We start from the raw sequence: 23,195 nt of genomic DNA on the forward strand, positions 1-23,195 counted from the left end.
GCTAAACTAAGTGGTAGGGTCAGCGACTAATCGAAGCGGTAGGCTTCGTGATCAATCGAAGCGGTAGGTCTCGTGACTAACCGAAGCGGTAGGTCTCGTGACTAACCGAAGCGGTAGGCTCCGTTGTCGTCTCCACTATCAGCTTCCACACCGACTTTTTTGAGTTGTTGACGCCAGTATGGCCTGTACTCTGGGGTTGTTGGTTCTTCTAGCGTCCACTCGTCGCTCATCACCCGGTCGAGTTCGACTTTGACGTCGTCCAACAGACGACTTCCCACGTCGTTGCTTATCTCCCCTCGCTGTATCGCGCCGCTGATAGCTTCGTACTCTGCGATGAGAATACGGTGTTGGCCGAGTCGCTCCTCGTGTTCTCGGATGCTCGGATGTTTGTCGAGAAGTCGCTCGATTGCGGTTTCGAGTTCACGTTGTTCGTCTTTGTAGATCGCGGTGATGTCTTCGAAGACACTCGTTGGTATCTCGTCGCGTTCGAGGAGGCGTACTGCAGTGTCGAGTGCCGCGTTGACGCCGTGCAATCGGCCGACAAGTGCCTCGTAAAGTCGCTGGGGCGGCCGTTGTTTGCTGATACCGACTCGTGCGATGACTCGACCCATCGTCGGCCCGTTGACGAGGAGTGTGAATGCGGCGACACCGAAGACGAGTGCTGACAGTTGTTCTGCAAGTGGGCCGCTAAACCGTTCTGAGACTCCGAGCACGAGTGCGATAGAGACTGAAGCGTGAATCCCACTCCACGATAGGACGTGTTGGTAGGCCCGAGATATCGGGGTGGCAAGCCATCGGTTGAGGATACCGACCAGTGGATAGATGACGACTGCACGTGCGAAGAAGACGAGGACGATGGCCGCGACGATTTGTGGAGCGTACTCGATGAGGAGGTCGAAGGGTGTGATGATACCGAGTGCGACGAAGATGAGTGTGTTCGCGATGAAGGCCGCATACCCCCAGATTGCCTCCACTGTGAAGTTCGTCTCTGGGGATATCTCCGACCGACTTGGGGAACTCCCGAGGATGATACCAGCGACGAGCGTTCCGATGACGCCACTGCTGCCGAACACGTCGAGGGAGACGTAGACACCGTAGGCGACGATAAACGAGAGGACGACAGCAGTAAGTTCGTCGTCGACACGTGAGATGAGTTGGTACGCGCCGTACCCGACGACACCACCGACGAGAGCACCGCCGACGAGTGCGACACCGATACCGAGGCCGATGTCTGCGAGTAACGCCGAGGGTGTCACGAGGTCAGCAACTTCGACACCTCCTGACTCGGCTTGGACGAACAGTGCGAGAATCGACGAGTAGACGACGATAGACACTCCGTCGTTCAGGAGGCTCTCGCCTTCGACGAGGATGTTGAGTCGTTCGGGAACGCCGAGGTCCTCGAAGACGGCGAGAACCGAGACAGGATCGGTTGGCATGATGATCGCCCCGAAGAGAATCGCGACAGCAAGTGAGAAGCCGAATACAGCTTGTCCGACGACTGCGATGATGACGATAGAAGCTAGTAACCCGATGACTGCGAGGCCGAGGATTGGAACGATGTTCCTGCGAAAGGCGTCGACGTCGATATTGAGTGCATCGTTGAAGATAAGCGCCGGGAGCAACGCGAGAAGTATCAAGTCAGAGGTGAGCTCTACCTCTATTGGTGAACCGATGATAGAGATGAGTAGTCCTGCGAGGAGAAGTCCCGTCGTATACTGTAACTGCTTGTATCGACTCGTGAAAATGCCAACCGCTCCGGCAATCACTAACAGATAGAGAATGAGTATGAGTTGCGCTTCGACCTCCGCCATACCTGTTATACTCTTCACATTTCAATAAATACTCACTCTCGGTTTGCATGCTCAAATGAGATGGGTCCCCGTCGCAACCGTATTCTTCTGCGTGCTGAGTACGGTGGGGGAGTTTTTGGTGAGCATCGATACGGAGTGGCTCGGCCTCTGAGAAGAAGCAGTTGGGACGAGACGCTCGGTCTTTGGACGTTCTCATGCGCTCTGCTTTACTGAAACCACACCGGCATTTTTCTCGAACACACCACGGCGTTCTTCCCGGACACATCACGACGTTCTATTTGGATTGTTGAAATATCTCGAAACGGAACTTTCTGTCATTAGATGGATGACATTTATTGTCAATACTGTCGATATGTTATTCACGACTGGCAAAATCCCAGTTACACCTCCAGTGATGGATGGTGTTGCACCTGAACAACTGCGAACGAGGAGTCCGATACGCCCGTGGCCAGTAGGTGAACTAGAAACACGTCTGACCAAAAGGAAAACAGACCCCCCGACGTCCACCATTCCATCGGCGTCGAGGAGTTCGAATAGCCGTCCACGTCTACCGGCGACCGCTCGTGAGTTGCCGTCGACGTGAGTGGCGAACTGTTCGTTCACCACGACCTGAGACGGTCCGAATCTTGGCTCGAAAGTGTTCCTCCTCGGCTTTCGTGCACTATGGCTGTTGAGGTTCACGACCGAGCACTCTCCTGCTGTCGGCTGAACGGCGCGCCATCAGGTCTCCAGCATCGTGTTCCGACGATGTCTGTTGGGGTTCCCTATGAAAACTACAGCTAGACAGTCACCAAACTCGGCGTTCTCGACCCATCGATACCGAGGGGGCTCAGCGTGATTCCCATTGTTGTCACCGGTACGGTCGACACACTAACACAGATACTCGGAACGCTCCAAGGAATCTTCGTCACAGTATTCATGGCCGGAACGATGGCTGTCGTCGGGATGCAACTAACACGTGGCGACGTCTCCCAGACCGTTCGGTCGTACAACCTCCTTGGGAGGTGGCTTCTGGCGAACGTGATCGGAGTCCCACTGTTTGCAGTCGCACTGTGGCTCGTATTCGACATCGTCGACCCACTCTTGACAGCCCTCATTCTGGTTGCAATCGCTCCTGGCGCACCGTTCATCCCTCGCCTCGTACTCCTTGCTGGTGAGGACTCTAAACAGGCCTTGGAGCTGACAGCCTCGTTGACGGTTGTCGCCGCACTACTCGTTCCGGTGTTCGCGACCGTGATACTCGTCTCCATCGACATCAGCCAAGACGTCTCGTTATTGCGCTTGCTCGCTCCCCTCGTGTTGGTACTCGTCGTCCCAATCATCGTCGGCATGGTTGTACGGGACCGAAACCCAGACCTCGCGATTCGCCTGACCAAACCGACCGCACGTGTTTCGAATCTCTCACTGCTCGCTGCACTCGCCGTCATCGTCGTTCTCGACCCCGGTGGACTCATTCGAATACTGCTGTCACTCGTCGGAACTGGAACGCTGTTCATCCTCGTGTTGTTCATCCTCGGGTCGATTGGTATCGGATGGCTCGTCGGCGGGCCAACAGTCGAGAGTCGGCGGATACTCGGTCTCGCGTGTGCCGCTCGAAATATCGGTATCTCTCTGTTTATCGTGACTGGGGCGTTCCCGGATTCGAATGCTGACGCGGCCATCGTCGCGTACGTCGTGCTCATGTTCGCTATCTCGGGAGGTGTTGCGTATTTCTGGGGCCGACCTCACGCCGTTGCACTGTCCGGATGATGTACCGAGCGATTACGTAGCGAGCGATAATGTAGGTGAGAACCGTGTTGTGAGTAGTATACAGTGAATACAGAGTTTCCTCTGTCGTACATATTACAACTCTACAGACGTAATCGATAGTGTGACGTTCAGGTAACTTCCCGAGCGTTCGTTGTGGGGACGTCGAGGTGACCGATGAACAGACCACCCAACTCAAAAACTCATCGGACAGTTGGACACGGACATATCGATCTTGTCTGGTCGTTCTAACGGTGCCGAACTCGCCCTGCCCGCACACGTGTTGGGTCACAGAGTACCCCACCGAACAGACGAAGGGTGTTTGGATTACGTTAATCGAATCTGGGTTATCGGTGTCGCAGGTCAATTAGAGACGAACGGCCTCCGAATTTGTATCGGCCATTTTGAACGTAAGAACCGTTCTAATGCTTATCTATGGTTAGACACCGTTCGAAGTGCGGAGAAATAGGTCAACTGACGTAACTGTCTATTACTGACCTACCATTGTAATGGGCCTCGACAACGCTGTTGTGCTGCGGTTTGTAACCTTTTTACCACTTAATATGTCTACAAAAGTAACATTATCGAATCACAAGTCGTCACATCGAGAATCAGAGACGGACTGTCGTGCTTACTCTCACCAATCGATATACGTGATGTCAGTTCAAGACGTCTCGAGACGTTTGTCTGGTATGGGATACTACGCTGATGCTGGGTCACACCGAGATGAAGTGTCGTTTCCAGCATACGGCCCCATCGACTCTCTCTTCGGATTCGTCGTGTTCTACATCTTCATAGAGCGGGCGACACCGACGATAGTCGACGTATTTTCGACCGTCACTGCAATGGCTCCGTCGACGATTGGATTTGGACTCGCTGGTCTTCTGTGGTTCATCTTCGTAGTGACGGTACTAGACGTGGGCCGTCGGCAACTCGCTGCAGTCGGTGTGGGTTCAGACGACAGCATCGCGGAGAGTAATCGACAACGTGGAGTCCCGTCTGTACCGCGGGCGCTCTTCTATCTCGGAGTCGTTGCTATCGGTGGCGTCGTCGCGGTGTTGACGTTCGAAACCGCCGTCGAGACTGGTATCGACATGATTCGAATCGTCGGGACACTCGATACGAGTGGCTTCGACCTCGTGGGGTTCGTCGTGATGATTCTGTTCTTCGTCTCGTTCGGTGCGGCAACCCGCGCGCTCGACCGAGTCGTCATCGGAGGCGTTCGAGCGTTGTTATCTTGGTGAAGAATCACCAGACGGCACAGAGGTTCAGAAGTAACCGTCGGTTCTCAGGTCGATGGTCAAACCAGGGCCGAACTGCCGTGTCAGATGAGGTTCGGATGTTTGCCGTCGAGTTTCAGCATCTCTTCGATTTCGAAGTCGCCGGGGTGCTCGTCGAACCGGCGTGGACTCCACTCTGGGTAGTCAGTCTTCCCCGCACAGATTATGTCGGAGACGGCCTTCCCAACTGCGGGTGACCGCATGAACCCGTGCCCCTGCAACCCGGCGGCGATTACAACGTCGTCCGGACCCGAGTCGCTCCCTGGCCGGGACGGTGGGTGTCCAACCAGTGGTCTCCCATCGGGCGTCGCGGTACAGAGCCCAGCCCACGCGTTTTGGATACCGGCGTCGTCGACGGGGAGGCTCCGTTCGACGACCTCACTCATCTCGACGAGGAACTCGAAATCTGCCGTCTGTGCGTATTCATCTGGGTCTGATTCTACTTCTTCAGTCCCGTCACCGACGAGGAGTCCACCGCTCTGTTCGGACCGGAAGTAGACTCCCTCGTGTGCGTCGTACACTGTACCGATATCGAAGTCGACCGACGTCGTGACGAGTGCCTGTGCGCGATAGGGTTTCACCGGTATCTCGACGTCGGCTAACGTGGCGACTTGGGGTGACCACGGTCCCGCGGCGATGACGACCACATCTGTCTGGACCGATCCAGACTCGGTTTCGACAGTTGTAGTCGACGAGCTGTCGATTCCTGTGACTTTCGCCCCCGGTCTGTAATCCACACCCTTCGCTTTCGCTTCGTCGAGGAGCGACGTCGTAAACGTGTGCGGGTCGGCATACCCATCGTCGGGGGCGTACGTGCCGACAGTGACGCCCTCGACTGACAGCGGTGGGTAGATATCTCGAATCTCGTCGGGTTCGACGAGACGGACGTCTGCTCCCTCTTCTCGTTGCATCGACACCTCCTGTTCGAACGCTGGGCGCTCTGCTTCGGTCCCAGTTCGGAGGAAGCCCACTTCGTGGTAGGTGAAGTGATTGTCCAACTCCGAGAGTTCACGGAAGAAGTCGATACTGTAGCCCATCGCTCGGACGTCGGGTGCTTCGTGCAGTTGGGAGAAGACGAGCCCTCCTGCTTTGCCTGTCGTCTCTCCCGCGGCGTGGCCCTTGTCGAGCAGGGTTACGTCTACACCTCGTTCTGCGAGATGGTAGGCGGCGCTGACGCCGATTGCACCTGCCCCGATAATCGTCGTATGTGTCATGGATTCACCTGCCAACTCAGTAATTGGTGTCTCTTGATAGCTTTTCACACACTATTTATCTACTGATTCGCCTGGAAACAATCGACCGGTTATCACCGTTCAGTCAGTCGGCTTTGACATGCTGAAGTGGACCAGACACGGACATATCACGAGAGACGGCCGCCATCCCAAACTGGGGGTGCTCACCGATACGAAAAAACGAGAGTGACTGGTTACCAGACGACCGTCTCAGGCATCTGGCCAGCGTTCGATGTAAATCGCCTTGTCGGTGTAGAAGTGAATCATGTCTTCACCCTGTGCGTGTAAGTCGCCGAAGAAGGAGTCTTTCCACCCACCGAAGTGGAAGAACGCCATCGGTGCGGCGGTCCCTGCGTTGACGGCGAGGTTCCCCGCTTCTACTTCGTGACGGAACCGCTTGGCGTCGCTCCCACGGTCGGTAAAGAGACTCGACGCGTTCCCGAAGTCGCTTCGGTTCACGAGGTCGATGGCGTGGTCGAAGTCCTCTGCTTCGACGAGCGCGAGTACGGGGCCAAATATCTCTTCACGTGCGATGGTCGCGTCGGGGTCGACGCCGCCGAAGATGGTTGGTCCGAGGAAACTTCCTTCGGTGGGCACGTCGGCTTCACGCCCATCTAACAGGAGTTCGGCGCCCTCGCTGACTCCCGTTTCGATATAGTCGAGGACGTTGTCACGGTGCGGGCCGGAGATGAGTGGCCCCATGTCGACGTCGTCGCTGAGGCCGTCTGCGACCGTCATCTCCCGTGCTTTCTCGACGAGCAGTTCTGCGAACTCGTCGTAGATTGCGCTTTCGACGACGGCAACGGGGTTGGCGAGACATCGCTGGCCTGTGTTGGCGAATGCAGACCCGAGTGTCTGTTCGGCGGCGAAGTCGAGGTCAGCAGACTCCGCGACGACGATGTGATTTTTCGCGCCACCCTGTGCCTGGACACGCTTGCCGTGTTTCGCCGCGGATTCGTAGACGAGTTTCGCGACGGGGGTGCTGCCGACGAACGAGACGCCCTCGACGCCGGGGTGTTCGATGAGCGCGTTGACGGCGTCGGCGTCGCCGTTGACGAGTTGAATGATACCGTCCGGGAAGCCAGCCTCGTCTACGAGTTCGACGATTCGTTGGGCGGTGACGGGTGTCTTTTCGCTCGGTTTGAGGATGAAGGCGTTCCCCGTGGCGACGGCGTACGGAAGGAACCACAGTGGAATCATGCCAGGGAAGTTGAACGGCGTGACGGCCGCGAAGACGCCGAGCGGTTTTCGCACTGCAGTCTCGTCGATTTCGGGCGCGGCGTTCGGCAGGTGGCCGCCTTGCATCATCGATGGGATGCCGCAGGCGACTTCGACGTTCTCGATACCGCGTCGAAGTTCGCCTTTCGCCTCTTTGAACGTCTTGCCGTGTTCTTCGACGAGTGCTTCGGCGAGTTCGTCCTGATTTTCCTCGAGGAGGTTCTTGAGTTCGAACATCGGTTGAATCCGTTGTTCGACCGGTGTATTACGCCACTCCTCGAAAGCAGAGTTCCCGGCCTGTACGGCGGCGTTTACGTCTTCAGGAGTCGAGTACTCGATCGTCGCAACTGTTTCTCCGTTCGCCGGGTTCTGTACTGGTTCACCGGCCGGACCGGACGCTGGCGTCCAGTGGCCGTCGATGTAGTTCTGTAGTTCTTGGGTCATGTGAGTGTAACTGCTTCTTTTCGAATGTCGATACGTCGGTTCTGAAATACTGCACCGCCTTGGTCGGAATCGACCGTCGCTCCTGCCGTCTTCGTACGTGCCGCGAGTGGGGGTCTCTTCATCGGTGGTCTACGCTCCACACTATGTCAGTAGTCCGCATAGTTCATCATGACCGCTTTTGTCTGGGTCATCGATTCGAGGTGCCACTTGCTGCCGTATCGGCCACCGGACCCACTTTCACCGTATCCACCGAACGGGAGGAGTCGTTCCCAGTAGTTGTTACTCTCGTTGATGAAGACCCCGCCCGCTTTCAGTCGATTCGCGGCGTCGTGTGCGCGTTCGAGCGAGTCAGTAAAGATGGCGGCCTGCAGACCGTACCGCGACCGGTTCGCGATTTCGATAGCTTCGTCGTAATCGGCCGCCCGGATGACTGGGGTAATCGGGCCGAACGTCTCTTCTTCGGCAACGGCCATGCTTTCGGTCACATCCTCGAGGACCGCTGGGTCGAAGTAGAGGCCGTCAGTCTCACCACCGGTCCGAAGTGTCGCCCCTTTGGTGACGGCGTCGTCGACGTGTTCGACGGCCTTGGACTGAATTCGTTTCGAGACCATCGGACCCATGTCGACGCCAGATTCGAATGGGTCGCCGAGGACGAGGTCTTCTGTCTTCTCGACGATGGCGTCGACGAGCTCGTCGTGAGCTCCTTCTGTGACGATTACACGCTCTGTCCCACAGCACACCTGTCCTGCGTTCCAGTTGCTCCCGACGACTATCGACTCTGCCGCGTGGTCGATATCCGCGTCGTCTAAGACGACGATGGGGTCTTTCCCACCCATCTCCAGCAAACACTGAGCGTTTCGCCCGGCAGCGGTCTTCGCAATCTGTTGGCCCACTTCCGTACTGCCGGTGAAGGCGATGAGACGAACGTCGTCGTGCTCGACGAGTGACTGACCTGTCTCGCCCGCCCCGGTCACCAGGTTGAACGCACCGTCTGGCAGACTGGACTGCTCGAACGCATTTGCGATGTGATACGCAGTCAGCGGCGTCTCCTCTGCGGGCTTGAAGACGACTGGATTTGCCGTCGCGATAGCCGCGTAGATGCTCCCTCCCGGTACTTCGAGCGGGAAGTTCCACGGACTGATGACCGCGCAAACGCCGTACGGTTCTCGTTGCGTGTACGCGAAGCGCCCGCGATGTTCAGATGGGACGACGTCTCCGAACAGACGGATGGCGTCGTGTCCATAATCGTCGCTGGAGCTGATGACGTACGCTGTTTCTTCGTACGCCTCGTGGAGTGGTTTCCCCTCCTCACGGACGATACCCGCCGCGATTTCGTCTTCGTGTTCGACGAAATACTCCGTGACCTCGTCGAGCACTGCTGCCCGCTCGAAGGCGGTCATCTCTTCGAGCGCTCGTTGGGAGCGTCGTGCCGCCTCGACCGCACGCCGTACGTCGTCGGCAGTGCCTGCCGGAACGGAGTCGATCACCTCCCCCGTCACCGGCGAGTCCACGTCGATTCGCTCGTCTCCCGTGGAATCGACCCACTCGCCGCCTATGTAAAGTTGTTTCATGTGAGCCACACACATAGATGGAGAGGTGCGCCAAAAATCTTTCTGAGGATTCAGATAAAAACTGAAAAGATTTCGGCTAGTGCGCTGCTTCAGCGAAATCCTGGATGTCGAGTCGGTCGAGTAACTCGTCTGTGGGCACTCCATCGGACGTGTAGCCGCGCTTCTCGTAGTATTCGTCGAGCATCGTCGCGAACGCCTCTTCGGTGATGTGATTCCCGTCGGCTGGTCCGCCCGCTTCGAGGGGTTCAGTGAACCGAACGGGGAGTTCGTCTTCGTCGCGTCCGAACCCTTCTCGAACGTTGAAGAGTCGGGTCATCGTCCACGTCCGTTCGCCGACGGTTTCGAGGTCTTCGACGTCCACGTCGTATCCGAGTTCGTTGAGCCACTCGGCCGCGCGTTCGTAGTTGTAGGCCGTGAAATCACAGGAGACCATGCTGAACGTCAGTGCGTTTTCGTCTTGGTCTTCGATGACTGCTTCTGCCATGCCGTCTGTGCCGAATGGGTCACGACTGCCACCCATCGCGTCACTTCCTATCGGCCAGGCACGCTGGTGACAGCCACCTCGGTCACTCGTCGCGTATGCGAGTGCCATCCCGAACGAAGCGCGTGGGTCGTAGGCTGGCAGCTCCATCCCCTTGACCTGTACTGCGGCCTCGCGAGCCGTGTCGTCGTCGAGTTCTTCGGCAGCCAGTTTCGTCCCTTCTGCAAGCATGTCACCGACTTCGTTGTCCCGGTGGGCGATATCCTCGATGAGTTGGGCGGCCGCTCGAGCGTCACCCCACGAGAGGTCGTAGTCGACGAGCCCCGCATCGACACACTCCATCGCGAACGAGATGACGTTCCCGAGGCTGATGGTGTCCATCCCGAGGGTGTCGGCACGGTGTGCGAGTTCCGTGATTCCTGTAACGTCTGTAATGTCGGTGTTCGACCCCATCATCCCGATGGTCTCGTACTCTGGCCCCCAATCGACCTGCGCGTCTGGGAACGCAGCGTCTTCGACGTCAGCGTCTGAGAAGTCGACGACGTGACCACACGCGACTGGACAGCCGTAGCAGGAGTCCGTCGTCTGGTGGCCCACGCTGAATGCGTCGATGTTGATATCTTCGACATCCGCGACTGTTCCCTTCGTCCAGTTGTGGGTCGGCAACGCGCCGATTTCTTGCGTCCAGTCTGGGATGAGTTGCGTCCCTCCGTCGCGGGCCCACGCGACTTCCTTGTCCGTGCCGAGACGTTGTGTGTGCTTGATTCGGAGCTCTTGGATATCGGACTTCGGCGGCCCGTCGGCGGACGCGACGACGGCTTTGAGATTCTTCGACCCCATGACAGCGCCGACTCCGCCCCGGCCTGCGTGGTGGGTGCCTTCGTCACTCGAAATCGTCGCATACCGGACGAGGTTCTCACCTGCAGGACCGATGGCGGCCGTTTTGGTCTCTTTGCCATCGAACTGCTTTGCCGTCTCGTCCGTCTTCATTCCCCAGAGGTGGCTCGCGTCTTCGATCGTCACGTCTTCGCGAGACACGTCGAGATAGACCGGCGAATCGGCCTTCCCTTCGACGATCATTCCGAGGTAGGAAGGCAGTGCCCACCGGAACCGAGTCGGGAAGTGCCCGCCAGAGTACGAGTCGACGAACGTTCCCGTGAGTGGTGACTTCGTGATGGCACCGTACCGGGAGGTACCCGGTGCAAATCCGGTGAGTGGCCCGAACGAGAAGATGAGGAGGTTTTCGGGCGAGAGCGGGTCGGTACCCGGTTCCAGTTCGTCGAGGAGAAGCGCTGTCCCGAGACCTTTTCCGGCGATGAATCGGTCCCGATACTCCTGTGGGACCGTCTCGGTCTGCACTGTTCGTTCGGTGAGGTTCACGCGCAGAAGATGGGTGAGCTCTTGCACCTCGTCGGTCTGCACGACACGTTGTGACATACACACACGGTTCGAACAGACTCACCTTATAATTTTCCGAAGATTCTACGACAATAGGTCTTACAAGGCGAGAAACGTTCGACAGTGGGCGATTGTGGTGCCTTTTGACTGCGTCTGCCGTGTGATGTCCGGTTTAGTGGATGGGAGACTGCGCTCCGAGAGCGGGGCTACCGGACGAGTGTAACCGCGTTCGACGCGTCCCACCCGATTCTGATGTCGCGACCGATGGAGAGATAGTCGCCTTGGTCGGTCAACTGGAGGTCGACTGTGAGTTGTCGTCCGTTCTCCAGTTTGACGACGAACTTTCCGAGGTTTCCTTTGTAGATTTCGTCGATGACCTCGGCGCTGAACTCGTTGTCCAGCCCTCGGGCGTCGTCACCTAGTCGAATCTTCTCCGGTCGGATAGCGAACGCGATATCACCGGACGCTTCGTCGTGCGGTTTGACCCGGAACGTGAGGCTTCCGTCGGTGATGCTCGCTCCGTCGTCGTCTTCGGCGTACGTGCCGTGTACGAGGTTCGTCTCACCGATGAAGTCAGCGACGAACTCCGACGCAGGTTCTTCGTATATCTCCGTCGCGGTCCCGAGTTGCTCGAGACGACCCTCGTTCATCACTGCGATTTCGTCGCTCATCGTCAGTGCTTCTTCCTGGTCGTGCGTCACGTAGACGAACGTGATGCCGAGTTCTTCCTGCAGATTTTTCAACTCGACTTGCATGTTCTTTCGGAGTTTCAAGTCGAGGGCGCCGAGGGGTTCGTCGAGGAGAAGTACAGTGGGTTCTGTCACGAGTGCGCGAGCGAGCGCGATACGTTGTTGTTGACCGCCAGAGAGCTCAGAGATTTGCCGGTCTGCCATCTCCGGTAGTTCGACCAGTTCGAGAACGCGCTGGACGCGAGTATCGATTTCCTCGCTTCCGTGGCGACTGACGAGTCGCTTGAACGCGCCGCTGAGCCCCGACGATTGCGTCGCCACCGAGCCACCGTCTGCGGCGGTCCGTTCCCCTGGAATCCCCTGCATCTGTAACCCGAAGGCGATGTTCTCTCCGACGGTCATGTGGGGGAACAGCGCGTACGACTGAAACACCATACTGGTGTCTCGTTCGAAGGGTTGGAGGTCGTTGATTCGTTGGTCTCGGAGGTAGACGTCACCCTCACTGGGCGTTTCGAACCCCGCAATCATGCGGAGCGTCGTCGTCTTCCCGCATCCAGACGGGCCGAGAAGGGTGAGGAACTTCCCCTGTTCGACCTCGAAACTCACGTCCTCTACGGCGGTGACGTCACCGAAAAACTTCGAGACACCGTCGAGGCGGACGTCGTATTCGGTCATCCTCAGCTGTCACCTCCGAATCGGATTTCGTGGGCCATCTATGCGTTCTTGATTTCCGTCCAAGCTTCACTGTACAACTTCGTCGCTTGCCCGATGTTTTCGATGAACTCGAGTTTCTCGAAGACGTCTTCCGGCGGGTAGATCGATGGGTTGTTCAGTGCCGCTTCATCGACGAACTCCTTTGCCGCTCCGTTCGGTGTCGGGTAGTAGAGGTAGTTGGCGATCTCTGCGTTCATCTTGGCGTTCAGGAGGAAGTTGATGAATGCGTGCGCTGCGTTCGGACTCTTGGCGTTTTTCGTAATCGCGGCCGTGTCGACCCAGACGACGCCACCCTCTTGTGGGACGACGTAGTTGATCGGGGAACTATCGTCTTCGTAGAGCTCCCAGTACGCGACGAACGCGTCACCAGACCAACAGTGAAGCGGACTCGCTTCCTGGTTTTGGAGTGCTGCCGCACGCGACACTGACGAGTACGTGAGCAGCAGTGGCTTCTGGTCGATGAGGAGCTGTTTCGCTTCCTCGATCTCCGCTTCGTCGGTCGTGTTGAGGGAGTAGCCGAGATATTTGAGCGCGGCCCCGATGGTCTCGCGCATGTCGTTGAGCATCGTAATCTGTCCTTGGTACTTCTCGTCCCACATCACTTCCCACGAAGGGGTGCCTTCGATGTCCGGCGTCATCTCGGAGTTCCACGCGACACCACTGGTACCCCAGAAGTACGGTGCCGAGTACCGGTCGTCAGTCGGGTCGTACGGAGCGTCGTCTTTCCACATGGGTTCGAGGTTGTCCCAGTGCGTAAGCTTCCCTGTATCGAGTGGTTGGAGAAGGTCCTGGCTCTGCATGATGCTCACCATATAATCACTGGGGAACGTGAGGTCGAACTGACCGGACCCTCCAGCTTTGAGCTTGTTGAACATCTCCTCGTTCGAGGCGTAGTTCGAGACGCTTACGTCGACCCCGTATGCCTTCTCGAAGATTTCGACGGTCCCAGACGGCCAGTAATCGGTCCACTGGAAGACGTTGAGTGTCTCCTCCAGTGGGTAGTCGAGTTCGGGAAGGCCGTACTCTTCACGGACTGACGCGTCACCCCGGTCTTCTTGCGGAGTTGCGGTGTTCTGTTCTTCTGTCGTGTCTTCTCCGCCGCCACCTCCACCGCCGTTACTATCCCCGCCAGAGCTGTCGCCACCAGAGTCACTGTCGCCGCCGCCAGTACAACCGGCGAGTCCAGTGATCCCGCCGACACCAACCGTGCCGGTTACCTTCAAAAACGTACGCCGGGTCGAATTATCTTCAGAATTCATGGTAATTGGTATCAGTCTTCTTGGCAATGGTAGACATGGGCCATAAACATTTTGGTGATTTATGTTTGTGAACGTCTGTTTTTTCTGATTACCACGTGATTCCCTGAATTTTCTGCGCCAGTGCGATGATGATGAGCGTCCCGACGAGGATGAGCGTCGCGATGACGTTCACGCCTGGGGAGATCCCCTGGCGGACCATCCCGAAGAAGAATATCGGGAGAGTGTTCTGGTTGCCGATGATGAAGAACGTCACGACGAAATCGTCGAACGACATCGCGAAACCGAGGAGTGCTCCGGCGATAATCCCAGGTTTGATGAGGGGCATCGTCACCCACCGGAACGTCTCGAGTTCGCTCGCACCGAGGTCCATCGCCGCCTCTTCGAGCGTCCGGTTGAACGACTGCAACCGTGCGAGTACGATGACCGTGACGTAGCTAATGTCGAAAGCGATGTGGCCGATAATCGCCGTCCCGATGCCTTGTTCTAAGCCGACGATGTTGAAGAACAACAGCAGCGAGATTCCCATCACGATGCTCGGGATGATGAGCGGCATGTAGACCACTCCTTGGAGCAGATTCCGTCCAGTGAACACGTATCTATCGAGTGCGAGCGCGAGCATCGTCCCGAACAACACGGAGACCACGACGGTCACGACGGCGATTATCAGCGAGTTCTGCAGAGCGATCCACGCCTGATTCGGGTCGACACGAGCAATCGCCTCTCCCGAAAAGAGTGCTTCGTACCACTGTGTCGTGAACCCGTTCCAGACGATTGCTGTCCGTGAGTCGTTGAACGACAGCGCGATCATCACCGCGATCGGCACGTAGAGGAACAGGTAGACGAACCCTGTCTGTGCGGCGAGCGCTTTCTTTCCGTGGTTGGCCATCAACCGCGAGCGCCAGACTTTGAGCTTGGAGACGCTCATAGGAAATCGGCCCCCCCTGACCCGCGCTGGTATGCCCAGAGCGCGCCGAACATGATGACCATCAAGATGAACGCCGCAGCGGAACCGAGCGGCCAGTTGCCAGCGGCACCGAACTGTGCAGCGATGAACTCTCCGACAGTGGCCGTGCTCGCACCGCCGAGTAAGTCGGGGATGACGTACGCGCCCACGGACGGGATGAACACGAGGATGCTCCCTGCGACGACACCTGGCATCGAGAGTGGAAGCGTCACGTACCTAAAGGAGTCTAGACGGTCCGCTCCGAGGTCCATCGCTGCCTCGTTGAGTTCTGGGTTCAACTGTTCGAGACTCGCGTACACTGGGAGAATCATGAACGGAACCCAGATGTAGACGAGACCGAACTGCACCGCGAAGTCAGTGTAGAGGAGTTGCACGTCGGTGGCGATACCGAGTGTCGCGAGCAAGTTGTGAACGAGTCCGTTCTTCGCGAGTAGAATCTTGATTGCGTAGACGCGAACCAGGTAGGACGCCCAGTACGGGAGGACGATGAGGGCGATGAGCGTCGTCTGCCAGCGCTGACTCGCGTGCCGAGCGACGAAGTACGCCATGGGATAGCCCATGACCAACGAGACGAGCGTCGTCACCGTGCCGAAGTAGATGCTCTTGAAGAGCAACTGAACGTACGGTGTCGGCTGGGCCGACGCGGGATTCGAGACGAACGGAACGAAGTAGCCGATCGCCCACGCGATGCTAATCCAGATCGTTTCGAGGATCGATGCGCCGTCCGGGATGAAGAACGTCGCGTACTGCTGGAGGCCGAGATATTCGAACCCAAGGAGCACTTCTCCGAACGCCCCTCGCTCACCGAAACTGAAGTACAGCATAACTGCGAGTGGCGCGAGGAAGAAGACGGTCAACCAGATACTTGCCGGGAGGATGTTGGTCACCAACCCGACGTACTTGTGACGACGGATCCGGGTGAGCAAGCCCGGTCCCACATCCGTGGTGTTCATTGCCATACTAGAGTCTCACTAACACGGAACGTTGCTTGGAGGCTAAATAACTTTTCACTATGGGTGGTATTCTTCCGATGTTTTCTCTGCCCACGTACGAAAATGCCAAATTTTTACCTGTAGTCGCATTGTTTTTGGCGGCAGAGGTGTAACGAGGGGCTATGTCTGACCACGAGCACACGTCGACTCATATCGACGAGGTCGACCGAAGTATCCTGAAAATCCTTCAGTCTGACGGCAGAACTGCCCTCTCTGAAATCGCTCGCCGTCTCGATATGGGGAGTGCGACGATTCACGAACGCGTCAGGTCACTCGAAGAACAAGGGTACATCCGCGAGTACCGTGCCATTCTCGACCCGAAACTCCTCGGCATCGACCAGGTCGCGTTCGTCCAAGTCGAGACGACTGCTGGTCGGTTTTCAGAGGTCGCAGAACGTCTCGCAGAACACCGTGAGGTGCAAGAAGTACACGAGATAACGGGCGATTTCGACCTCCTGTTGAAGGTGCGCGTCGAAGAGACTGACGACCTCTCGGAGTTTCTCTCGAAACTCGGTGAGTCAGACGGTGTCCGAAAGAGTTCGACGAACGTGAGCCTCCGAACTGTCAAAGAAGATGGTCGCCTCGACCTGAACGGCCAATGACGGAGGCGCCTGCTCCGGGCGTGCGGAGCGAGGTCGGGTCGTTAGAATGTGTGCTCGTTCACGAACCGGGCGACGAATTTTCGTCCGTCGTAGACCCTGACGCGTGGGGCTGGGACGGCCTCCCGCGTCTCAAACAAGCGGCGAAAGAACACGAGAAACTCGTCCAGACACTAGAAACACACGGTGTCGACGTCCGCGAACTCGGTGAGACAGACGACACACTCGCCGAATCACTGTTCGTCCGCGACGTTGGGTTCGTCGTCGAAGGTGGCGCAGTTATCGGGCAGATGAGCGACCGCATTCGAGACGGAGAGGAACTCCGACTCGCGTCCCGACTCGTCGAGATGGGAACGCCAATCTACCACACCGTCCACGGAGGGGGGCGGTTCGAGGCGGCCAACCTCATCTGGTTGGACCGAGAGACGGTCGCAATCGGGCGGTCGAAGACGACGAACACCGAGGGGATTCGGCAGATTCGAAGCGTCCTCGACACGTACGACATCGACATCGTCGAAATCCCGATTTTCGGGAGCACCAACTCGACCGGACAAACACATCTCGCGTTGGTGTTCAACATGGTCGCTGACGACCTCGCACTACTCTACCCGCAGGCGGTACCGACCGAGTTTCGGGAACTGCTCGAAGACCGTGGTATCGACATCATCGAGGTTCCGACACGCGAGCAGCGCAACATGGTGACGAGTTGTATCGTCGTCGACGACGAAACCGTCGTTCTTTCGGCGGGTAACCCTGTCACTCGGAACGCGCTCCAGCACCGTGGGTTCGAGGTAATCGAACTCGACATCCGTGAGATCAAAAAAGCCAGAGGTGGCCTGAAAGGGCTCGTTCTCCCACTCGAACGGGCGTAACTCGGATGCGATTATCGAAACGGGAACGAGATTTTCTAGAACACTGCTTCGATGCTCTCGCGGAGCACAGAGACAGCCTCGTGTATCTCTTCTTCGGTGACACAGAGTGGTGGCGACAAGACGAGTTGGACGTCGGGGCGTGCAGACCCGAAGATGACACCGCGTTTCTTGGCTTCGGTCCGGACCGCACCGACCGGGTTGTCGCCTTCGTCGACGCGTGGGTCGAAGAAGTGCTCTCCAGTCTCTGGGTCTGCGAACTCCACGCCCCAAAGGAGGCCACGTCCATGGACGTCTCCGACGACGTCGTACTCGTCTTCGACTCCAGCGAGCGCGTCTTCTAACACCGGTGCGAGGTCACGTGCGTTCTCGAAGAGACCATCTTCGTAGGACTCGACGGCGGCGACGCCGGCAGCACAGGCGACCGGATGGCCGGCGAAGGTCTGTCCGACTGGCATCCCTTCGGTGTCGAGGAACTCTGCAATTTCGCTGCTCGTGATGACGCCTCCGAGCGGGACGTACGCCGACGTGACGCCTTTCGCGAAGGTAATCATGTCCGGTTGGACGTTCTCGGTCTGGATACCGAACCAGTCCCCACAGCGGCCGAACCCGGCGATGACTTCGTCGGAGACGAGGAGGATGTCGTACTCGTCACAGATTTCGCGGACACGCTCGAAGTAGCCCGGTGGTGCAGTGTACGCACCACTGGTTCCGGCGATGGGTTCGGTGATGAGCGCCGCGATAGAGTCGGGGCCTTCGTTCTTGATGACCCACTCGAGGTGGTCGGCCGCCTGTTCGGCGAGTTCTTCTGGAGTGTCGGCGTTGAACGGCCCACCGAAGTCGAGCGGTGGGAGGAACTTGGTGTGACCCGTGACCGCACTGTAGCGTTCGACTTCGGCACGCGTCTGTGGGTCGCCGGTCAGGGCGGACGCACCGTAGGTCGACCCGTGGTATGAACGCCACCGCGTCAGAATCTTCGGGGCGTCCTGGTAGGCACGTGCGATTTGCATGGCAGCCTCGTTCGCCTCGCTCCCCGTGACGGAGAAGAACACGTCGGTCAAATTGTCCGGGGCACGTTCTGCGAGCAAGGACGCGAGTTTGTCTCGCGAGTCGTTACCGAGAGCGGACGAGACGTACGGGATGTCACTCGCCTGCGCCGTCATCGCGTCTACGATGCGCTGTTCCGAGTGCCCCGCGTTGACGCAGTAGAGTTGCGCCATGAAGTCGAGATAGCCGTTTCCGTCTTCGTCGTACACCGTCGAATCCTCGGCGTCGACGATAGAAATCGGCGGACTTTCTGGGCTATACCAGTGTGGTATCGAGTGACTGTCCATGCACAGTCCATGGCTACCATCAGAATAAACTTTTGTGCGACACCAGATATCCGAGATTCTTTCGGCGATTAGAACTCCAATCCGAAAACCACCGTAACGCGTATGGTCCCGTGTCGTGTGCGAGACGTATGCACGAAGCGCACGACACTGCCCAGTCGGACGCGTCTCTCCCAGATGGCCCCGTAGACGTAGTCGTCGTCGGTGCGGGTGTCGTCGGGTGTGCCATCGCCGATGCGCTCGCCCCCGACCACGACGTAGTCGTTCTGGATAAATCGGGCGTCGCCGAGGGTGCAACTGGTCGCGCCGCTGGCGTCATTACTCCGACGCTGTTCTACGGCGACCTCCCCGAAGTGGCGCGTCACGCGAACGAGTTCTTTCGAGCGTTCGACGGGACTCACGGATTCGAATTCACCGAACGGCGACGATACGACTACGTCGTCCATGACGAGGTAGACACGGCACGCGACCGTGCTGCTGACCTTGCTGACCACGGCTTTCCGGTCACCTACCTCGACACCGACGTTGTCGAGTCGGAAGCCCCGCGACTCAACCTCGACGACTTTGCCGGTGCAGTCCGCTACGACGACGCTGGCTGGGTAGACCCGTACACGCTCGCGACTGCACTCAAACGACGGGCGACCGACCGGGGTGCGTCGTTCTACCTCGACCAGCAGGTAGACGCAGTGTCATCGAATACGGCCGAACTCGCTGACGGTGAGATTCGGGCTCACACCGTCGTCGTCGCCGCGGGGTTCTCCACCCCTGATTTACTCGGGCGTCCCCTCCCAATTCAGCCGTACCGAACCCAGTGTGTCGTTCTCGAACCGACCGAGGTTCTCGACGACCAGTTCCCAATCGGCCGTGTCGGGAGCAAACATCTCTACTTCAGACCGGAACACAACGGGGACTTACTCGTCGGTGGGTCACACGATATCGTCTCCGACCCAGCGGGGGTGAGTACGCAGGCCGACGAATCGTTCGTCAAGGAGGTTGCGCTGACGATTCCAGAATTGGTTCGGGGATTCGGGGATGCTGGACTGGTAAACGGGTGGGCCGGTGTCGATAGCGCGACGCCCGACGCCCGACCGATTCTCGACCAAGTCGACGATGTGTTCGTCGCGGCAGGATTCAACGGACTCGGTATCCTCGCTGCCCCGATTGCAGCAGAGGCTATCCGAAGCCAAGTCACTGCGGAGACGGCCGCGTTCGACGTTTCTCCGTTCTCTTTCGACCGGTTTTCAGACAGCACGTCGGGGTTCGAGTTACGGACGACTTCTGACGTGGGGCGCTGAACCAGCCGTCTAAGACATGCTTTTTCGCTTTTGAACCTCGTTTTCCATAGATATTTTGGCGAAGTGCTAAATCGGGCAAAGTTTTATTGAGTGGATACTCGTCAAGGAGAATGATGAGCCATGATGACAACCCACAACGACCCGACCACGCTGCACGATTCCGGGAGCAGACGCCGGAGAGTCGGTCGTTCCACGATTACGCTGCGAGTGTAACCCCACTCGGTGTCGAATCAAACGTCCGCTCGTTCGACCCCTATCCGTTCTACACAGAACGCGCAGAGGGGTCGTACATCTACGACGTAGACGGAAACGAGTACCTGGACTTCTTGCTCGCACTCGGCCCAATCATCCTCGGCCACAACCATCCAGACGTCGTCGAGGCCGTCCAAGAGATGGCCGAGACGCTCGACGTGACTGCGACGCCGTCACCCATCTCGATACAGTTCATGGAGAAAGTAGTGGAGATGACGCCGTCCATCGAAACCGTTCGGATGGCAAACTCCGGAACCGAAGCGACCATGCACGCACTCCGTGTGGCACGCTCGTACACGGGGAAAGAAAAGATTGCAAAGCCCGAAGGTGGCTACGCCGGGGCACACGACTACGCACTTCAGTCCGTCTATGCCGACGAAGAGGCACTCGGACCGGCAGACGAACCGAACACCGTCCCCTACGGAACTGGTATTCCCGAGGCAGTTCGGGACACTGTGGTCCCGTTCCCGTTCAACGACAAGGAAGCCACAGAGAAGATTCTGCGAAAGCACGCGGACGATATGGCCGCGGTCATCATCGAACCTGTGATGTTCTCGTGTGGATGTCTCAAGCCTCGCGATGGATACCACGAGTTCCTGCGAGAACTCACCGAAGAACTCGGTATCGTCCTCATCTGGGACGAGGTCATGACTGGGTTCCGTCTCGGTCCACAGTCGGCACAAGGCCGACTCGACATCATGCCCGACATGACGACGTTCGCGAAAGCCGCTGGTGGTGGCTACCAGGTCGCCGGATTCGGGGGGAAAGAAGAAATCATGGCTGAAATCATCCCACCAGGAAAGAACGAAGGTGAGAAGTGGAACACGTCAGCGTTCCACGGTGGTACGTACAACGGCCACCCGATTGCGGCCGCCGCAGGCCTCGCCACCCTCGAAGTGCTGGACTCAGGGGGAGTGTACGAACACATCGACCGCCTCGGTGACAGACTCTTCACCGGACTACAGGAGGCAGCAGACGACGTCGGCATTCCCGTGAACGTCCAACACATCGGGAGCATGGGCCAAGTCTACATGACCGACCACGACATCCACCGCTACCGTGACACCTGGCACGCGAACGAAGACCAGTTCGCAGATTGGTGGTTGGAGGCCGCAGCAGACGGCGTTCTCTTCGGGAACCCGATGCAAGGTGAGCGCTTCTTCACGACGCTCACCCACACGGAAGAAGAGATCGACGACGCCATCGAAGTCGCCGAAGACGCCTTCCGCGCCGTCAACCACGAGTACTAGGCGATGGACGCGGACTCTCCCCCAGAGAACGCGGATGTCGTCGTCGTCGGTGGAGGCGTCATCGGCTGCGCCGCGGCCCGACTCCTCGCAAGTGACTACGACGTCGTCGTCGTCGAACGTGGGAAACTCGCATCTGAAGCGACCGCACTCGCGGCTGGAGAAGTGACGATTTCACCGTCGTACACGGATTACCCCGAAGTCGGGAGCCATGCACTCGAGTTCTTTTACGAGTACGACGGGACCGGTGAGTTCCACTACGAAGACCGAGAGAGTGTCGAACTGGTCCCGACAGAACGAATCGGCGAAGCCAAGCGACGGAGCGAACGACTCGCGTCTGCTGGGTACGACGTGGATTTCCTCGACGGCGACGAAATCGAATCGCTGTACCCTGGGTTCGACCTTGGAGACGAGTTCGAAGGCGGAGTCCGACACGTCGAAACCGGATTCGTCGACCCCTACACGTTTGCGACGACGCTCGCTGACGACGCCACCGAACGTGGTGCGACGTTCCTCACCGATACCGCCGTCACCGACGTACTCGTCGACGACGGTGCCGTCGTGGGTGTCGATACAGACGTTGGTCGAATCGAAGCACCGACCGTCGTCGTCGCGGCAGGGTGGCGAACGTCACTGTTCCTCGAAGACGTCACACCGATTCCGGTCCGACCGTACCGCACTCAGTGTATCGTCCTCGACCTCGGGAGCGACATGAGCGAGACGTTTCCGATGGGATGGATACCCGGCGAACACGTCTACTTCCGACCCGAACTCAACGGCGACGTACTCGTCGGTGGGTGGTCGTTTGCGACCGACGACCCAGTCGGTGCGAGTGGGAACGCCGACGAGGAGTTCGTTCAACACGTCGCGGACCTCGCGCCCAGATTCTTGGCTGACGGCGACAACGCCCGGTTTGTCAATGGCTGGGCCGGTGTGGACGGTGCGACGCCCGACACACGACCAATCATCGACGCCCCAGCGGACGCACCCGATGGCCTCGTCGTCGCGACCGGGTTCCACGGCCGGGGCGTCATGACTGCACCTGTCGCCGCGACGCTCGTTCGGAGCATCGTCACCGGGGAAGAGACAGACCTCCCACGCGAACCGTTCTCTCTCGACCGCTTCGAGAACCGGTCTCGTGAGTTCCGGTTCGTCTCGATTAGTTCCGGAGACGAAGCATACGAAGAGGACTGACAGCTACTCGACTCGTAGTTGTCGGCCCTTCGGTGTCTGATTTTCAACGTGAAGTGAGGACGTCATTTAACGTCTTAGACGACGAACGTAGTGTATGGCACTGGACGTCGAGAACCCGAGTCCCCCCGACATGACGAACCGTGGTGTCCCCACCGAGTTAGACCTCACTGAGACGTACGGAATCGAATCCGACTTTCGGCGAGAAGAGTTACAGGAGTACCTTCACGACGGTGCGTGGAAAGAAGCGTTCGAAGAGTGGACAGAGTACACCGACCTATCCGACACGGAGTACGAACAGGTGCTCGAACTCGGACTTATCGAACAGTTAGACTTCTTCTGGGACCCCGTCGAGGAACGACTCCAGTCTGTCGTCCCAGATATGCCGGACGAGTGGCCACGTGGGATAGACATCTCCTCGAAAGTGCGAACAGAACTGAGTGACCTCGGCGACGCAGTCACCGAGATGCTCGAAGATGGATACGTAGACTGGGGTACCAAAGGACGGTCGGAGAAAGCGTGGTCTGAACTCAAATACAGTGAGGAACTCGAGTTCACTGAAGATACAGAGTTCCACGGTTGACGTAGTCTTCCCGCAGTGGACGGTCTCCC

18 protein-coding genes are annotated in these 23,195 nt (G+C 58.1%); 8 read left to right on the forward strand and 10 right to left on the reverse strand.

The genetic code is table 11. The annotated features are described in order from the left end of the window. Positions 1 to 101 precede the first annotated feature (101 nt). Positions 102 to 1,811 carry a cation:proton antiporter gene (locus GJR99_RS16775; protein ID WP_151114215.1) on the reverse strand — a complete coding sequence of 570 codons (1,710 nt, stop codon included), beginning with the start codon at positions 1,809 to 1,811 and terminating at the stop codon, positions 102 to 104. Positions 1,812 to 2,645: 834 nt separating this feature from the next. On the opposite strand from GJR99_RS16775, the gene GJR99_RS16780 reads away from it, so the two are divergent. Both GJR99_RS16780 and GJR99_RS16785 read left to right on the forward strand, forming a co-directional pair. Next, positions 2,646 to 3,560, forward strand: a complete 915-nt coding sequence (locus GJR99_RS16780) for a bile acid:sodium symporter family protein (RefSeq protein ID WP_151114216.1) — start codon at positions 2,646 to 2,648, stop codon at positions 3,558 to 3,560. 689 nt (positions 3,561 to 4,249) lie between these two features. Further along, a complete protein-coding gene (locus GJR99_RS16785; RefSeq protein ID WP_151114217.1) occupies positions 4,250 to 4,801 on the forward strand; it encodes a hypothetical protein in 552 nt (183 codons plus the stop codon). An 80-nt stretch (positions 4,802 to 4,881) separates the two neighbouring features. Here the strand turns inward: GJR99_RS16785 and GJR99_RS16790 are convergent, their stop codons facing one another. The 8 genes from GJR99_RS16790 to GJR99_RS16825 form a co-directional block, all read right to left on the reverse strand. Continuing rightward, positions 4,882 to 6,051, reverse strand: coding sequence for an NAD(P)/FAD-dependent oxidoreductase (locus tag GJR99_RS16790; protein WP_151114218.1), 1,170 nt, complete (start codon positions 6,049 to 6,051; stop codon positions 4,882 to 4,884). A gap of 228 nt (positions 6,052 to 6,279) precedes the next feature. Then, positions 6,280 to 7,731 carry a CoA-acylating methylmalonate-semialdehyde dehydrogenase gene (locus tag GJR99_RS16795; protein ID WP_151114219.1) on the reverse strand — a complete coding sequence of 484 codons (1,452 nt, stop codon included), beginning with the start codon at positions 7,729 to 7,731 and terminating at the stop codon, positions 6,280 to 6,282. A 146-nt stretch (positions 7,732 to 7,877) separates the two neighbouring features. Continuing rightward, on the reverse strand, positions 7,878 to 9,302 hold the full coding sequence (locus GJR99_RS16800; RefSeq protein WP_151114220.1) for an aldehyde dehydrogenase family protein: 1,425 nt from the start codon (positions 9,300 to 9,302) through the stop codon (positions 7,878 to 7,880). A 76-nt stretch (positions 9,303 to 9,378) separates the two neighbouring features. Beyond that, positions 9,379 to 11,220, reverse strand: a complete 1,842-nt coding sequence (locus GJR99_RS16805; protein WP_151114221.1) for an aldehyde ferredoxin oxidoreductase family protein — start codon at positions 11,218 to 11,220, stop codon at positions 9,379 to 9,381. A gap of 167 nt (positions 11,221 to 11,387) precedes the next feature. Then, positions 11,388 to 12,545 (reverse strand): ABC transporter ATP-binding protein, encoded by a 1,158-nt coding sequence (locus GJR99_RS16810; RefSeq protein ID WP_151114222.1) that lies wholly within the window; start codon positions 12,543 to 12,545, stop codon positions 11,388 to 11,390. 38 nt (positions 12,546 to 12,583) lie between these two features. Further along, a complete protein-coding gene (locus GJR99_RS16815; protein WP_225317680.1) occupies positions 12,584 to 13,807 on the reverse strand; it encodes a polyamine ABC transporter substrate-binding protein in 1,224 nt (407 codons plus the stop codon). A 124-nt stretch (positions 13,808 to 13,931) separates the two neighbouring features. Continuing rightward, positions 13,932 to 14,768, reverse strand: coding sequence for an ABC transporter permease (locus tag GJR99_RS16820; protein ID WP_151114224.1), 837 nt, complete (start codon positions 14,766 to 14,768; stop codon positions 13,932 to 13,934). Continuing rightward, positions 14,765 to 15,766 (reverse strand): ABC transporter permease, encoded by a 1,002-nt coding sequence (locus GJR99_RS16825; RefSeq protein ID WP_151114225.1) that lies wholly within the window; start codon positions 15,764 to 15,766, stop codon positions 14,765 to 14,767. The genes GJR99_RS16820 and GJR99_RS16825 overlap by 4 nt, the downstream gene beginning before the upstream one ends. A 155-nt stretch (positions 15,767 to 15,921) precedes the next feature. On the opposite strand from GJR99_RS16825, the gene GJR99_RS16830 reads away from it, so the two are divergent. Further along, complete coding sequence (locus GJR99_RS16830) at positions 15,922 to 16,401, forward strand: Lrp/AsnC family transcriptional regulator (RefSeq protein ID WP_151114226.1); 480 nt, start codon at positions 15,922 to 15,924, stop codon at positions 16,399 to 16,401. Next, positions 16,398 to 17,270: a dimethylarginine dimethylaminohydrolase family protein gene (locus tag GJR99_RS16835; protein ID WP_151114227.1), complete on the forward strand. Its 873-nt coding sequence runs from the start codon at positions 16,398 to 16,400 to the stop codon at positions 17,268 to 17,270. The genes GJR99_RS16830 and GJR99_RS16835 overlap by 4 nt, the downstream gene beginning before the upstream one ends. Positions 17,271 to 17,305: 35 nt before the next feature. Here GJR99_RS16835 and GJR99_RS16840 read toward each other — a convergent pair whose 3' ends face one another. Continuing rightward, positions 17,306 to 18,601 (reverse strand): aminotransferase family protein, encoded by a 1,296-nt coding sequence (locus GJR99_RS16840; protein ID WP_151114228.1) that lies wholly within the window; start codon positions 18,599 to 18,601, stop codon positions 17,306 to 17,308. Between the two features lie 128 nt (positions 18,602 to 18,729). Between GJR99_RS16840 and GJR99_RS16845 the strand changes: the two genes are divergently transcribed. The 4 genes from GJR99_RS16845 to GJR99_RS16860 all read left to right on the forward strand — a co-directional run bounded on the left by GJR99_RS16845 (position 18,730) and on the right by GJR99_RS16860 (position 23,166). Continuing rightward, the gene (locus GJR99_RS16845; protein ID WP_151114229.1) at positions 18,730 to 19,893 is read left to right on the forward strand and encodes an NAD(P)/FAD-dependent oxidoreductase; all 1,164 of its coding nucleotides are present in this window, start codon (positions 18,730 to 18,732) and stop codon (positions 19,891 to 19,893) included. Between the two features lie 113 nt (positions 19,894 to 20,006). Next, on the forward strand, positions 20,007 to 21,395 hold the full coding sequence (locus tag GJR99_RS16850; RefSeq protein ID WP_151114230.1) for an aspartate aminotransferase family protein: 1,389 nt from the start codon (positions 20,007 to 20,009) through the stop codon (positions 21,393 to 21,395). Between the two features lie 3 nt (positions 21,396 to 21,398). Then, positions 21,399 to 22,586 (forward strand): NAD(P)/FAD-dependent oxidoreductase, encoded by a 1,188-nt coding sequence (locus GJR99_RS16855; RefSeq protein ID WP_151114231.1) that lies wholly within the window; start codon positions 21,399 to 21,401, stop codon positions 22,584 to 22,586. Between the two features lie 94 nt (positions 22,587 to 22,680). Next, positions 22,681 to 23,166, forward strand: coding sequence for a hypothetical protein (locus GJR99_RS16860; RefSeq protein ID WP_191967172.1), 486 nt, complete (start codon positions 22,681 to 22,683; stop codon positions 23,164 to 23,166). Positions 23,167 to 23,195 lie beyond the last annotated feature (29 nt).

Origin of the sequence: Haloferax marinum, from assembly GCF_009674625.1 — an archaeon.
Taxonomy (GTDB): domain Archaea; phylum Halobacteriota; class Halobacteria; order Halobacteriales; family Haloferacaceae; genus Haloferax; species Haloferax marinum.

Coding starts and splice junctions, on each gene's coding strand:
- GJR99_RS16775 (WP_151114215.1), bottom strand. CDS start 1,811: ATGGCGGAGGTCGAAGCGCAACTCATACTCATTCTCTATCTGTTAGTG.
- GJR99_RS16785 (WP_151114217.1), top strand. CDS start 4,250: ATGGGATACTACGCTGATGCTGGGTCACACCGAGATGAAGTGTCGTTT.
- GJR99_RS16790 (WP_151114218.1), bottom strand. CDS start 6,051: ATGACACATACGACGATTATCGGGGCAGGTGCAATCGGCGTCAGCGCC.
- GJR99_RS16795 (WP_151114219.1), bottom strand. CDS start 7,731: ATGACCCAAGAACTACAGAACTACATCGACGGCCACTGGACGCCAGCG.
- GJR99_RS16800 (WP_151114220.1), bottom strand. CDS start 9,302: ATGAAACAACTTTACATAGGCGGCGAGTGGGTCGATTCCACGGGAGAC.
- GJR99_RS16805 (WP_151114221.1), bottom strand. CDS start 11,220: ATGTCACAACGTGTCGTGCAGACCGACGAGGTGCAAGAGCTCACCCAT.
- GJR99_RS16810 (WP_151114222.1), bottom strand. CDS start 12,545: ATGACCGAATACGACGTCCGCCTCGACGGTGTCTCGAAGTTTTTCGGT.
- GJR99_RS16820 (WP_151114224.1), bottom strand. CDS start 14,768: ATGAGCGTCTCCAAGCTCAAAGTCTGGCGCTCGCGGTTGATGGCCAAC.
- GJR99_RS16825 (WP_151114225.1), bottom strand. CDS start 15,766: ATGGCAATGAACACCACGGATGTGGGACCGGGCTTGCTCACCCGGATC.
- GJR99_RS16830 (WP_151114226.1), top strand. CDS start 15,922: ATGTCTGACCACGAGCACACGTCGACTCATATCGACGAGGTCGACCGA.
- GJR99_RS16835 (WP_151114227.1), top strand. CDS start 16,398: ATGACGGAGGCGCCTGCTCCGGGCGTGCGGAGCGAGGTCGGGTCGTTA.
- GJR99_RS16840 (WP_151114228.1), bottom strand. CDS start 18,601: ATGGACAGTCACTCGATACCACACTGGTATAGCCCAGAAAGTCCGCCG.
- GJR99_RS16845 (WP_151114229.1), top strand. CDS start 18,730: ATGCACGAAGCGCACGACACTGCCCAGTCGGACGCGTCTCTCCCAGAT.
- GJR99_RS16850 (WP_151114230.1), top strand. CDS start 20,007: ATGAGCCATGATGACAACCCACAACGACCCGACCACGCTGCACGATTC.
- GJR99_RS16855 (WP_151114231.1), top strand. CDS start 21,399: ATGGACGCGGACTCTCCCCCAGAGAACGCGGATGTCGTCGTCGTCGGT.
- GJR99_RS16860 (WP_191967172.1), top strand. CDS start 22,681: ATGGCACTGGACGTCGAGAACCCGAGTCCCCCCGACATGACGAACCGT.